Annotated in this window: 6 protein-coding genes and 2 pseudogenes; all 8 read right to left on the bottom strand. The window is 56.2% G+C overall.

Annotated features, from left to right (window positions below; all coding sequences use genetic code 11):
* A pseudogene (gene rpsL, locus G9Q73_RS13005) lies at positions 1-380 on the bottom strand (30S ribosomal protein S12); the annotation flags it as partial.
* A gap of 315 nt (positions 381-695) precedes the next feature.
* Positions 696-4,910, bottom strand: coding sequence for a DNA-directed RNA polymerase subunit beta' (gene rpoC, locus G9Q73_RS13000; RefSeq protein WP_177420158.1), 4,215 nt, complete (start codon positions 4,908-4,910; stop codon positions 696-698).
* Between the two features lie 15 nt (positions 4,911-4,925).
* Positions 4,926-8,291: a DNA-directed RNA polymerase subunit beta gene (gene rpoB / locus G9Q73_RS12995; protein ID WP_369408892.1), complete on the bottom strand. Its 3,366-nt coding sequence runs from the start codon at positions 8,289-8,291 to the stop codon at positions 4,926-4,928.
* A 23-nt stretch (positions 8,292-8,314) separates the two neighbouring features.
* Positions 8,315-11,258: pseudogene (gene rpoB, locus G9Q73_RS12990) on the bottom strand (DNA-directed RNA polymerase subunit beta); the annotation flags it as partial.
* Between the two features lie 203 nt (positions 11,259-11,461).
* Positions 11,462-11,839, bottom strand: coding sequence for a 50S ribosomal protein L7/L12 (gene rplL / locus G9Q73_RS12985; RefSeq protein ID WP_177420157.1), 378 nt, complete (start codon positions 11,837-11,839; stop codon positions 11,462-11,464).
* Between the two features lie 54 nt (positions 11,840-11,893).
* Positions 11,894-12,421 carry a 50S ribosomal protein L10 gene (gene rplJ / locus G9Q73_RS12980; protein ID WP_177420156.1) on the bottom strand — a complete coding sequence of 176 codons (528 nt, stop codon included), beginning with the start codon at positions 12,419-12,421 and terminating at the stop codon, positions 11,894-11,896.
* A gap of 258 nt (positions 12,422-12,679) precedes the next feature.
* Positions 12,680-13,375, bottom strand: coding sequence for a 50S ribosomal protein L1 (rplA, locus tag G9Q73_RS12975; RefSeq protein ID WP_177420155.1), 696 nt, complete (start codon positions 13,373-13,375; stop codon positions 12,680-12,682).
* Positions 13,376-13,378: 3 nt separating this feature from the next.
* Entirely contained in the window at positions 13,379-13,813 is a 435-nt protein-coding gene (rplK, locus tag G9Q73_RS12970) for a 50S ribosomal protein L11 (protein ID WP_177420154.1), read from the bottom strand.
* Between the last annotated feature and the right edge of the window lie 386 nt (positions 13,814-14,199).

The following is a 14,199-nucleotide window of genomic DNA, read 5'->3' as shown; positions in this document are numbered from 1 at the left end:
CCGGGGGGGCTACGTATTGCTCTGGCGCCATAATTTTGAACGATTCCTGATTTATGACTCTCGACACCTGAGGTGTCCAGACTGCCGCGCACCACATGATAACGCACGCCGGGAAGATCCTTTACGCGACCACCGCGAATCAGAATTACTGAGTGCTCCTGAGGTTATGGCCTCACCACTGATATGGTGGTAACCTCAAAACCATTTGTCAGCCTGACACGGGCACCTTTCGCAGTGCCGAGTTCGGCTTTTCTGGCGTAGTCGTGTACACACACGGGTACATACGCCTTCGTCTTGTGGCAGGCGTCGAGCGCCAAGTACATTGCTCTTTTGAGGTTTACGCTTCCGGGCTTACGCACCAGCTGGTTAATCGTTGCCATCTATTCTGTCTCCAGGGACGCGATTTTGTCTAACGTAAAATTTAGAGAAGCTAAGACTTAATGAATGCCGCAAGGCAAAAGCTTGCGCCGATAAGCGTCGATTTCTCTGGCAATACATTTGCTCCACCTGCCCAGTAATGGACCGTACGGAGCAATAGATAGTGACAGACCAACTGAGTGCCGGTGTGTCAAAGAGCGCGCATTCTATGCCCGCCACATAAGGATGTCAAGAAAAGCTTTATGAAATCGGCAAATACCCATGCGCTCTACAACTGCCCGGATATCTGCCGATCTCAACACCTTATGTTTCAGGGATCACTTCCCCTCTGGCGCGTTCAAGGCCTCCTTGAAGGCCTGCTCGACATCTTCCGCCACCAGTTCCACTTTGCTGTCTGCCTCCGCCAGCTCTTCCTGGCGCTTGCGGCGACGCTCATTGTGGTAAGAGAGACCGGTTCCTGCCGGAATCAAGCGTCCGACTATAACATTCTCCTTGAGTCCGTTCAGAGAGTCAGAGAGCCCTCGAACCGCCGCTTCCGTCAGCACCCTTGTGGTCTCCTGGAAAGAGGCCGCAGAGATGAATGACTCGGTAGCCAGAGAGGCCTTGGTAATACCCAGCAGCAGAGGCACATAGAGCGCCGGATGTTTGCCCTCAGCCCGCAGACGCTCATTCTCCGCAAGCAGGGTCGCCTTCTCCGCCTGCTCACCACGAAGGAAGCTGCCGTCCCCGGCATTGGTAACTTCAACCTTACGCAGCATCTGGCGAATAATCACCTCGATGTGCTTGTCGTTGATCTTCACGCCCTGGAGACGATAAACATCCTGAATCTCCTTCACCAGGTACTCCGCCAGCTCAGTCACACCAATCAGCCTGAGGATATCGTGGGAATTGAGCTCACCATCGGAGATCATCTCACCCCGTTCAACGTGCTCGCCCTCGAATACATTGACGTGACGCCACTTGGGTATCAGTTCCTCATGGTGCTCACCTTCAGCGTCGGTGATCACCAGGCGCTGCTTGCCCTTGGTGTCCTTGCCAAAACTGACCGTTCCGGTCGCTTCGGCGAGAATCGCCGGATCTTTCGGCTTGCGCGCCTCGAAAAGGTCAGCCACGCGGGGCAAACCACCCGTGATGTCACGAGTCTTCGAAGACTCCTGCGGGATACGCGCCACCACGTCACCCACACCGACCTTGGCACCATCCTCCACGTTGACCACCGCCAACGCCGGCAGGAAGTAGTGGGCAGGGATGTCGGTACCGGCGATATTCAGATCCTCGCCGTCCTCACCCACCAGTTTCACCATTGGACGAATATCCTTACCGGCAGCGGGACGCTGCTTGGGATCGATGATCTCCAGCGAGCTGAGGCCGGTCACCTCGTCCACCTTGCTCTGCACTGTCACGCCATCGACGAAATCGACGAATATCAGGGTACCCTCCACCTCGGTTATAACCGGGTGGGTATGGGGATCCCAGTTGGCGACAATCTGGCCACCTTCGACCGCGACCCCGTCTTCGACCTGCAAGGTAGCACCGTATGGAACCTTGTAGCGCTCACGCTCACGGCCCACATCATCGACTACCGTCAACTCACCGGAACGGGAGGTGGCCACCAGATGACCAGCGCTGTGTTTGACGGTCTTGATGTTGTGTAGATGAGCGGTCCCGCCCGCCTTCACCTGAATACTGTTCACCGCTGCGGAACGGGAGGCCGCACCACCGATATGGAAGGTACGCATGGTAAGCTGAGTGCCGGGTTCACCGATCGACTGGGCAGCAATAACACCCACAGCCTCACCCTCATTCACCTCATGACCTCGGGCCAGATCGCGTCCGTAACACCGTTTACAGACACCCTGTTTGGCATCGCAGGTAATCGCGGAGCGGACATGCACCAGGTCGACACCAGCGGATTCCAGCTGCTCGACCCAATCCTCATCCAGCAGGGTGCCTGCATCACAGACCACCTCATCGGCGCCGGGTCTGAGAACATCCTGCGCTGTCACTCGACCGAGGATACGTTCACGTAACGGCTCAACCACATCACCACCTTCGATGATGGGCTGCATCAACAGACCGTTTTCGGTACCGCAATCGTCTTCCAGCACCACCATATCCTGGGCCACATCAACCAGGCGGCGAGTCAGGTAACCGGAGTTTGCAGTCTTCAGCGCCGTATCTGCAAGACCCTTGCGAGCGCCATGGGTAGAGATGAAGTACTGCAGTACGTCAAGACCTTCACGAAAGTTTGCGGTGATGGGCGTTTCGATGATGGAGCCGTCGGGCTTGGCCATCAGACCACGCATACCGGCAAGCTGACGAATCTGCGCAGCACTACCACGCGCCCCGGAATCAGCCATCATATAGACAGAGTTGAAGGAGTCCTGCTCCACATCATTACCGTCACGATCCTTGACGATCTCCTTGCCCAGCTTCAACATCATCGCCTTGGCGACCTGATCGTTGGTGTGCGACCAGATATCCACCACCTTGTTGTAACGCTCACCATTGGTGACAAGACCGGAGATATACTGATTTTCGATCTCCTTGACCTCGGCTTCCGCCCGGGCAAGGATCTCCCCTTTCTCTTCCGGCACGACCATGTCGTTGGAGCAGAAAGAGACTGCAGCACGGGTGGCATAACGAAAACCCATGTACATCAACTGGTCAGCAAAGACCACCGTATCCTTCAACCCAAGCCGGCGATAACAGGCATTGATCAGGTTAGAGATCGCCCTTTTACCCATCGCCTGGTCCACCAGCGAGAAGGGCAGGCCATCCGGCACGATCTCATAGACGATGGTGCGACCTATTGTGGTATCCACCACACGCATCTCCTCCGTCATTGAGCCATCGTCACCTTTGATGACTTCACGGATGCGAACCTTAACCTTCGCCTGTATATCAGCGTATCCGGACTCGTAGGCACGTTTCGCCTCCGCCACGTCGGAGAAGGCCATACCTTCACCCTTGGCGTTGATCCGGTCACGGGTCATGAAGTAGAGACCCAACACCACATCCTGGGAGGGCACGATGATCGGCTCGCCATTCGCCGGGGAGAGAATGTTGTTGGTGGCCATCATCAGACTGCGCGCTTCCAACTGGGCTTCCAGGGAGAGCGGGACATGCACCGCCATCTGGTCACCATCGAAGTCGGCGTTGAAAGCGGTACAGACCAACGGATGGAGCTGAATCGCCTTACCCTCGATCAACACAGGCTCAAAGGCCTGGATGCCAAGGCGATGCAGGGTCGGCGCGCGGTTGAGCATCACCGGATGCTCGCGGATAACCTCTTCGAGGATATCCCAAACCTCAACGGTACCACGTTCCACCAGTTTCTTGGCCGCCTTGATGGTCGTGGCCAGACCACGCAGTTGCAGCTTGGAGAAGATGAAAGGCTTGAACAGCTCCAGCGCCATCTTCTTCGGCAGACCGCACTGATGCAGTTTCAGGGTCGGGCCAACAACGATAACGGAACGGCCGGAGTAGTCGACACGCTTACCCAACAGATTCTGCCGGAAGCGGCCCTGCTTGCCCTTGATCATGTCGGCCAGAGACTTCAGCGGACGACGGTTGGTGCCGGTAATGGCGCGCCCACGCCGACCATTGTCCAGCAGTGCATCCACCGCCTCCTGCAACATGCGCTTCTCGTTGCGCACGATAATATCCGGCGCGTTGAGATCCAACAGGCGCTTGAGGCGGTTGTTGCGGTTGATCACCCGGCGGTAGAGATCATTCAGATCGGAGGTGGCGAAACGACCGCCATCCAAAGGTACCAGGGGCCGCAGCTCCGGCGGCAATACCGGCAGCACGGTCATCACCATCCACTCCGGACGGTTGCCGGAATTATTCAGTGAATCCAGCAGCTTCAGCCGTTTGGTGAACTTCTTGATCTTGGTTTCGGAGTTGGTGCCTTCGATATCCTCACGCAGGCGCTTGATCTCCTCCGGGATATCGATGCTTTTCAACAGCTCGTAGACAGCCTCGGCCCCCATGCGGGCGTCGAATTCATCACCATTCTCCTCGATCGCCTCCAGATACTGCTCATCGGTGAGCATCTGGTTGCGCTCCAGGGGCGTCATGCCCGGGTCGACCACTACGAAGGACTCGAAATAGAGTACCCGCTCAATGGAACGCAGGGTCATGTCCAGTAACAGACCAATGCGCGAAGGCAGAGATTTCAGAAACCAGATGTGCGCCACTGGGCTGGCCAGCTCGATGTGGCCCATGCGCTCGCGGCGCACCTTGGCCAGCGTCACTTCAACGCCGCACTTCTCGCAAACCACGCCACGATGCTTGAGGCGTTTGTATTTGCCACAGAGACACTCGTAGTCACTGGTAGGGCCAAAGATCTTGGCGCAGAAGAGGCCATCCCGTTCCGGTTTGAAGGTACGGTAGTTGATGGTCTCAGGCTTCTTTACCTCGCCGTAGGACCAGGAGCGAATCATGTCGGGGGATGCCAGACCGATGCGAATCGCATCGAATTCCTCGGACTGTCCCTGTTGCTTCAGAATGTTCAGAAGATCTTTCAAGGTACTGTCTCCCCTTTATTCCTGTTCCAATTCGATATTGATGGCAAGAGAGCGAATCTCCTTGACCAACACGTTGAAGGACTCGGGCATACCGGCCTCCATGCGATGGTCACCATCGACGATGTTTTTGTACATACGGGTACGTCCGTTGACGTCGTCCGACTTGACGGTGAGCATCTCCTGCAGGGTGTAGGCAGCGCCATACGCCTCCAGCGCCCAGACCTCCATCTCACCGAAGCGCTGACCACCGAACTGCGCCTTACCACCCAACGGCTGTTGGGTAACCAGGCTGTAGGGGCCAGTGGAGCGGGCATGCATCTTGTCGTCGACCAGGTGGTTCAGTTTCAGCATATACATGTAGCCCACGGTCACAGGGCGCTCGAACTTCTCTCCAGTGCGCCCATCAAAGAGAGAGCACTGACCGGTATCGGAGAGTCCACCCAGCTTCAGCATGCGCTTGATCTCGGACTCATCGGCGCCATCGAAGACCGGGGTCGCCATAGGCACACCGCCGCGCAGATTCCTGCACAGCTCGATCACCTCGTCGTCGTTGAGGGAGTCGAGATCTTCCGACTTGCCACTGGTGTTATAGACCTTGTCAAGAAAGCTCCGTAGCTCCGCAACCGCCGAATTGGCCTGTAACATCGCACCAATTTTGCGCCCAACACCTTTGGCGGCAAAACCCAGATGGGTCTCCAGCACCTGTCCCACATTCATACGTGAGGGTACACCGAGCGGGTTGAGTACGATATCCACCGGTTCGCCATACTCGTCAAAAGGCATATCCTCAACCGGCACGATCATGGAGATGACACCCTTGTTACCATGGCGGCCGGCCATCTTGTCGCCCGGCTGGACGCGGCGCTTCACCGCCACATAGACCTTTACCATTTTGAGCACACCGGGCGCGAGGTCGTCACCCGAGGTCAGCTTGCGCTTCTTCTCCTCGAACTTTTCGCGGAACGCCTCGCGTTGCTGTTTGATCTGGGCCGCGATGGCTTCCAACTGAGTGGCAGCCTCCTCTTTACGCAGACGGATCTCCAACCACTTGTCACGCTCCAGGTCGGCGAGGTAGGCCTTGGTGATCTTGCCACCGGCCTTGATGCCCCCTGGACCGCCATCCGCAATCTTGCCAACCAGCATCTTCTCGACACGCTGGAAGGTATCGTCTTCCATAATGCGCAGTTGGTCGTTCAAATCCTTGCGCACACGATCCATCTCGACATCTTCGATCTGCAACGCACGGGCATCCTTATCAACACCGTCGCGGGTGAAGACCTGGACATCGATGACCGTTCCGACAACGCCTGACTTGATGCGCAGAGAGGTATCCTTTACATCGGAAGCCTTCTCACCAAAGATAGCGCGCAACAACTTCTCTTCCGGAGTGAGCTGGGTTTCGCCCTTTGGCGTGACCTTGCCCACCAGGATGTCACCCTCTTTCACCTCGGCGCCGATATAGACAATACCGGACTCATCGAGTTTGGAGAGCGCGGACTCACCAACATTCGGAATATCCCCGGTGATCTCTTCCGAGCCCAGCTTTGTATCGCGGGCCATGCAGGTCATCTCTTCGATATGAATGGAGGTAAAACGATCCTCCTCGACCACCCGCTCGGAGATGAGGATGGAATCCTCAAAGTTATAACCGTTCCAGGGCATGAAGGCGATGCGCAGGTTCTGGCCCAGCGCCAGCTCACCCATGTCGGTGGAGGGGCCGTCAGCCAGCACGTCGCCGCACGCGATGACGTCACCTACTTTCGTCAGTGGCCGCTGATTGATACAAGTATTCTGGTTGGATCGGGTGTACTTGGTCAGGTTGTAGATATCCACACCTGGCTCGCCCGCTTCCGTCTCATCATCGTTGACCCGCACCACGATACGGGCGGCATCCACCGATTCGATTTCACCACCACGACTGGCTACCACGGTCACGCCGGAGTCCACCGCCACGGTGCGCTCCATGCCAGTACCCACCAGAGGCTTTTCGGCCCGCAGGGTAGGCACGGCCTGGCGCTGCATGTTGGAACCCATCAGGGCGCGGTTGGCATCATCATGCTCCAGGAACGGGATCATGGAGGCTGCCACCGAAACAATCTGTTTCGGCGACACATCGATGTATTCCACTTTATCAGGCGTGGAGAGGGTGAACTCATTCTGGAACCTGGAGGAGATCAGCTCATCGGTCAGTTTTCCATCGGCATCTGTCGAGGCACTTGCCTGGGCGATGACATAGCGTCCCTCTTCAATCGCGGAGAGATAATCGATCTGATCCGTTACCTTACTGTCCGTCACCTTGCGGTAAGGCGTTTCGAGGAAACCGAAACGGTTGGTGCGGGAGTAGACCGCCAGAGAGTTGATCAGACCGATATTAGGGCCTTCAGGGGTCTCGATGGGACAGACCCGGCCGTAGTGGGTCGGGTGTACGTCACGCACCTCGAAACCCGCACGTTCACGGGCAAGACCGCCCGGACCGAGGGCCGAGACACGCCGCTTGTGAGTGATCTCGGAGAGCGGGTTGTTCTGATCCATGAACTGGGAGAGCTGGCTTGAACCAAAGAACTCTTTGATGGCTGCGGAGACCGGCTTGGCATTGATCAACTCCTGGGGCATCAAGCCTTCTGACTCCGCCTGGGTCAGGCGCTCCTTCACAGCGCGCTCGACACGCACCAGACCAACGCGGAACTGGTTTTCCGCCATCTCACCGACGCAGCGAATGCGACGATTTCCCAGGTGGTCAATATCGTCTACTATGCCGTTGCCGTTGCGAATATCGATCAGCTCTATGAGGACATCGACAATATCCTCTTTTGAGAGTATACCCTCGCCGACCTCGTCTTCGCGTCTGAGGCGTCGATTGAATTTCATTCGGCCTACCGCAGAAAGATCGTAGCGGTCGGAAGTAAAAAACAGGTTTTTGAACAGGTTCTGGGCGGCATCTTTGGTAGGGGGCTCACCCGGACGCATCATGCGGTAGATCTCTACCTGCGCCTCCAACTCATTGGTTGTGGCGTCGATACGCAGGGTATTGGAGAGGAAGGGACCGTGATCGAGATCGTTGGTGAAGATCGTCGCGAACTTCTTCACGCCTTTCTCGGTGAGAATGTCGACCAGCTCTTCAGTCAGCTCGGTATTCGGCTCAGCAAGCAGCTCGCCGGTCTCTTTGTCCACGATGCTATGCGCCAACACCTTACCGTAGAGATACTCGCGGGGTACATCAATCTTCTTGACGCCAGCCTTTTCCAACTGACGAATATAACGCGCAGTGATGCGGCGACCCGCCTCAACAATCACCTCGTCACCGTTCTTGATATCGAAAGTCACGACCTCGCCACGCAGACGCTCCGGCACCAAATTCACCTTCAGGGTGCGCTTGGTCATGGAGACGCCCGTGCCCCCTGGACGCCATCCGCAATCTTTGCCAACAGCATCTTCTCGACACGCTGGAAGGTATCGTCTTCATAATGCCGCGATTGGTCGGTTCAAATCTTGCGCACACGATCCATCTCGACATCTTCGATCTTGCGGCACGGGCATCCTTATCAACGTCGCGGGTGAAGACCTGGACATCGATACAGCCGTTCCGACAACGCCTGACGCGGTGGGGTATCCTCTTTACATCGGAAGCCTTCTACTAAAGGCTGGCGCTTAACAACTGCTACTTCAGCGAGCTGGTTTCATAGCGGCGTGACCTTGCCCTGGATAATACCCCTCTTTCACCCTCGGCGCCGACCAGACAATACCGGACTCATCGGTTTGGAAGCGCGGACTCACCAACATTCGGAATATCCCCATTTGATCTCTTGACCCAGCTTTTGTATCGCGTTACCGGGTCATCTCTTCGATATGGTGAGTAAACAGTCCTCCTCGGCCACCCGCTCAGTGAGGATGGAATCACCTCAAAGTTAACCGTTCAGGGCGCGAAGGCGATACACCAAGGTTCTGGCCAGCGCGCCAGCTCACCCATGTCGGCCGGAGGGCCGTCAGCCAACGCTTTTACGTCGCCGCGCGCAAATGACGTCACCATAGTCAGCAACCGCTGATTGATACGGAGTATTCTGGTTGTGGATCAGTTGTGCCGGGTCCGGGTTGTAGTGTACCGGCTCACTTCGATATCATCATCGTTGATACACCGATACGGGCGGCATCGACGGATTCGATTTCACCACCACGACTGGCTACCACGGTCACTCCGGAGTCCACCGCCACAGTGCGCTCCATACCGGTACCCACCAGAGGCTTTTCGGCCCGCAGAACCGGCACGGCCTGACGCTGCATATTGGACCCCATCAGGGCGCGGTTGGCGTCATCATGTTCCAGGAACGGGATCATGGAGGCTGCCACTGAAACAATCTGTTTCGGCGACACATCGATGTATTCCACCTTCTCCGGCGTGGAGAGGGTGAACTCATTCTGGAACCTGGAGGAGATCAGCTCATCGGTCAGTTTGCCATCGGCATCTGTCGAGGCACTTGCCTGGGCGATGACATAGCGTCCCTCTTCGATCGCGGAGAGGTAATCGATCTGATCCGTTACCTTACTGTCCGTCACCTTGCGGTAAGGCGTTTCGAGGAAACCGAAACGGTTGGTGCGGGAGTAGACCGCCAGCGAGTTGATCAGACCGATATTAGGGCCTTCAGGGGTCTCGATGGGACAGACCCGGCCATAGTGGGTCGGGTGTACGTCACGCACCTCGAAACCCGCACGTTCACGGGCCAGACCGCCCGGACCGAGGGCCGAGACACGCCGCTTGTGAGTGATCTCGGAGAGCGGGTTGTTCTGATCCATGAACTGAGAGAGCTGGCTTGAACCAAAGAACTCTTTGATGGCGGCGGAGACCGGCTTGGCATTGATCAACTCCTGGGGCATCAAGCCTTCTGACTCCGCCTGGGTCAGGCGCTCCTTCACAGCGCGCTCGACGCGCACCAGACCAACGCGGAACTGGTTTTCCGCCATCTCACCGACGCAGCGAATGCGACGATTTCCCAGGTGATCAATATCGTCTACTATGCCGTTGCCGTTACGAATATCGATCAGCTCTATGAGGACATCGACAATATCCTCTTTTGAGAGTATACCCTCGCCGACCTCGTCTTCGCGTCTGAGGCGTCGATTGAATTTCATTCGACCTACCGCCGAAAGATCGTAGCGGTCGGAAGTAAAAAACAGGTTTTTGAACAGGTTCTGGGCGGCATCTTTGGTAGGTGGCTCACCTGGGCGCATCATGCGGTAGATCTCTACCTGCGCCTCCAACTCATTGGTGGTGGCGTCGATACGCAGGGTATCGGAGAGGAAGGGACCGTGATCGAGATCGTTGGTGAAGATCGTCGCGAACTTCTTCACGCCTTTCTCCGTGAGAAGGCCGACCAGCTCTTCAGTCAGCTCGGCATTCGGCTCAGCAAGCAGCTCGCCGGTCTCTTTGTCCACGATGCTGTGCGCCAACACCTTACCGTAGAGATACTCGCGGGGTACATCAACCTTCTTGACGCCAGCCTTTTCCAACTGACGAATGTGACGTGCAGTGATGCGGCGGCCCGCCTCAACAATCACCTCGTCACCGTTCTTGATATCGAAAGTCACGACCTCGCCACGCAGACGCTCCGGCACCAAATTCACCTTCAGGGTGCGCTTGGTCATGGAAAAGCTGTCGGTCTCGAAAAACATCTCGAGAATCTTGTCAGTGTCGTAACCCAGAGCACGCAACAGAATGGTCGCCGGCAGCTTGCGGCGGCGATCGATACGCACAAAGACGTTGTCCTTGGGATCGAATTCGAAGTCGAGCCAGGAACCACGATAGGGGATTACCCTTGCGGAAAAGAGCAGCTTTCCGGAAGAGTGCGTCTTGCCTTTATCATGGTCAAAGAAGACACCGGGTGAACGATGCAGCTGCGAGACGATGACACGCTCGGTACCATTGATCACAAAGGTGCCGGTGTCGGTCATGAGCGGCAGTTCGCCCATGTAGACCTCTTGCTCACGGATATCCTTAACGACCTTGGAGCCCGCAGGAGCCTCCTTGTCATAGATAACCAGTCGCACCAATACACGCAGTGGTGCTGCATAGGTCGTGCCCCGCAGCTGGCACTCACGTACATCAAAGACGGGCTCGCCGAGACGATAGCTCACATATTCGAGTATAGCGTTACCAGAATAACTGGTGATCGGCAGTACCGACTTGAATGCTGCGTGCAGGCCAGCATCTTTGCGCGCAGCGACGGGTACGCCGTCCTGCAGAAAACTGCGGTATGAGTTGATCTGTGTCGCAAGCAAAAAGGGCACATCCAGAATACTGGGGCGCTTACCAAAATCTTTACGAATACGCTTTTTCTCGGTGAAAGAATAGGCCATGCTGCCGTCCCTCAGTGTCAAAGGCTTGGTGATTCAAGCGTTCGTTGTAGAGTCCGGCATCCGGCCGGACCTCGAAAATTCGTTTAATTCGACATCCTGTCGAGGCCCTCCAAATGGACCTCACTTCATACAAGCGGGAAAGGGCCGGTGACGTTACGCCACCAGCCCTGACCATGACTGCTTGCAGACAGTCGAGAACAGAATTATTTGATCTCGACTTCGGCGCCTGCCTCTTCAAGCAGCTTCTTGGCCTCTTCAGCCTCGTCCTTGGAAACCGCTTCCTTCATGGCAGAAGGTACACCTTCAACAGCGGCCTTCGCTTCCTTCAGACCCAGGCCAGTGAGGCTGCGAACAGCCTTGATGACAGAGATCTTGTTGGCACCGAAAGAGGTCATTACGACATCAAATTCGGTCTGCTCTTCTACAGCAGCGGCTTCACCACCACCAGCGGCGGGGGCAGCTGCAACAGCAGCAGCGGCGGTCACACCGAACTTCTCTTCCATAGCCTCGATCAGCTCGACAACGTCCATTACGGACATCTCGGCAATAGCCTCAAGGATATCTTCTTTGGATACGGCCATTGGTTAACTCCTGAATGTTAAATTGCACGTAAATGATTAAAACAAAAAACCGAATCAAGCCGCCTCTTTGGCGTCTTTGATTGCCGCCACAGTCCGGACCAGCTTGCCAGGCACCTCTTTCATGGTGCGTGCCAGCTTCTCCACCGGAGCCTTCATAACCGCCATCAGCATGCTGATAGACTGGTCGTAAGTCGGCAGTTTCGCGAGTGCGTCGATATCCGTCGGCTGCAGCAACTTGCCGCCGATGGAAACCAACTTCACCACGAGCTGCTCGTGCCCCTTGGCAAAGTCCTTAATGACGCGTGCCGCAGCACCCGGATCTTCCTGCGAGAAGGCAAGGATCAAAGGACCCGTAAAACCTTCTGCCATGCAGGCAAATTCGGTGCCTTCCACTGCTCGCTTGGCCAGGGAGTTCTTGACCACACGAAGATAGACGCCATTGTTGCGCGCTTCACGGCGCAACACGGTCATCTGCTCTACGGTCAATCCCCGGTACTCAGCGGCTACAGCGGAAAGTGCACTGCTTGCAACGTCACTGACTTCGGCGACGATGGCTTTCTTCTGCTCGAGATTGAGTGCCAAAGTCGTCACCTCATTGACAACGAGGAGCGGAATATCCGCCCCTGTTTACACTTCCGATACCATCGATCGGTATCGAATCCCAACGTGCACCGTCTTCAGGAAAAATCCTGATTCGGGGTGCACCGTCTGCGCGGGCGAATATTAAGCCTCCACGAATGGAGACGCCTGCGGTCTTTGACGGCGCCGGTCTACAACCGGTGCCCCAAAGCCTTTTTGTGCATCGACCTGGCGACTATAAAGTCGCCGGCCATGCAAAACTTAAATGGAAAGGGTCGCCTGATCGACCACCAATCCCGGACCCATGGTCGTGGAGGCGGTAATTTTCTTCAAGTAGACGCCCTTTGCTGCGCTGGGCTTGGCCTTGACCAAGTCCACCAGCAGAAACTCCAGATTCTCTTTGAGTTTCTGCGGCTCGAAATCAATCTTGCCGATGGAGCAGTGGATGATTCCGGCCTTGTCGGTACGATAGCGCACCTGACCTGTTTTGGCGTTTTTCACCGCTGCTGCCACATTCGGCGTAACCGTGCCCACTTTCGGGTTTGGCATCAGACCACGGGGACCCAGGATCTGGCCCAACTGGCCCACAACGCGCATTGCGTCCGGACTCGCGATAACCACATCGAAGTCCATCTTGCCTGCTTTCACGTCGGCGGCAAGGTCTTCAAAACCCACAATATCGGCGCCCGCTTCGGTAGCCGCATCTGCGTTCGCACCTTGAGCGAAAACCGCCACACGAACGGTCTTGCCCGTGCCATGAGGCAATACGGAGGAGCCACGTACAACCTGATCCGACTTACGGGGGTCGACGCCGAGGTTGATGCTGACATCGACCGCCTCAGAAAACTTCACCGAAGAGACCTCTTTCAGCAGACTGAAAGCCTCTTCCGCAGCATACAGCTTGCCGAACTCAACCTTTTCGCGAATCGCCTTCGCGCGTTTGCTCAACTTAGTCATGACTTACTCCACCCCTTCCACATCGAGACCCATTTGACGGGCGCTACCGGCGATGGTTCGTACTGCCGCGTCCATATCCGCCGCAGTCAGATCGGCCATCTTGGCAGTGGCTATCTCCTCAAGCTGTGCACGGGTCACCGTACCCACCTTGACAGTATTCGGAGTGGAACTGCCTTTGCTCAAGCCTGCTGCCTTTTTCAGCAACACGGATGCCGGCGGTGTTTTGGTGATAAAGGTGAAGGAACGATCTGCATAGACCGTGATCACCACTGGGATGGGCATCCCCTTCTCCATACTCTGGGTCTTGGCGTTAAACGCCTTGCAGAACTCCATGATGTTCACACCATGCTGTCCCAGGGCGGGACCAACCGGCGGACTCGGGTTCCCTTCCCCTGCGGGAACCTGAAGCTTGATAAAAGCCTCGATCTTCTTAGCCATGATTTACCTCACTGTGGGTGCAAACGTTTGGGACTGGTTACCCGAACTCCCCAATCAAATTGAGCCTTAAAGCAGAAGTCTCTTTTTGCTCAAGGCTGATTTGCGGCTTCGTAAGCCAAATACTTCTCGCCGTCCATGGCGCAACTCGGGAGCTCTTTCTTACCCCCGGCCCGGGCATCCTGCCCGGTCGTTAATCGGGTTTCCTTGGTCCACTGGACCAAGGGACCCGATTAACCCTTCTCTACCTGCCCGAACTCCAGATCCACCGGGGTGGAACGGCCAAATATCAATACAGAAACTTTCAGACGACTCTTTTCGTAGTCGACTTCCTCGACCACGCCATACTGAAATCGTTGAGCAATACGTAACTGAACGAAGTACATCAA

This window comes from endosymbiont of Lamellibrachia barhami (genome assembly GCF_011947365.2).
Taxonomy (GTDB): domain Bacteria; phylum Pseudomonadota; class Gammaproteobacteria; order Chromatiales; family Chromatiaceae; genus QGON01.
This window is presented reverse-complemented; position numbering and strand designations above follow the sequence as displayed.

Coding starts and splice junctions, on each gene's coding strand:
- rplA (WP_177420155.1), bottom strand. CDS start 13,375: ATGACTAAGTTGAGCAAACGCGCGAAGGCGATTCGCGAAAAGGTTGAG.
- rpoB (WP_369408892.1), bottom strand. CDS start 8,291: ATGACCAAGCGCACCCTGAAGGTGAATTTGGTGCCGGAGCGTCTGCGT.
- rplL (WP_177420157.1), bottom strand. CDS start 11,839: ATGGCCGTATCCAAAGAAGATATCCTTGAGGCTATTGCCGAGATGTCC.
- rplK (WP_177420154.1), bottom strand. CDS start 13,813: ATGGCTAAGAAGATCGAGGCTTTTATCAAGCTTCAGGTTCCCGCAGGG.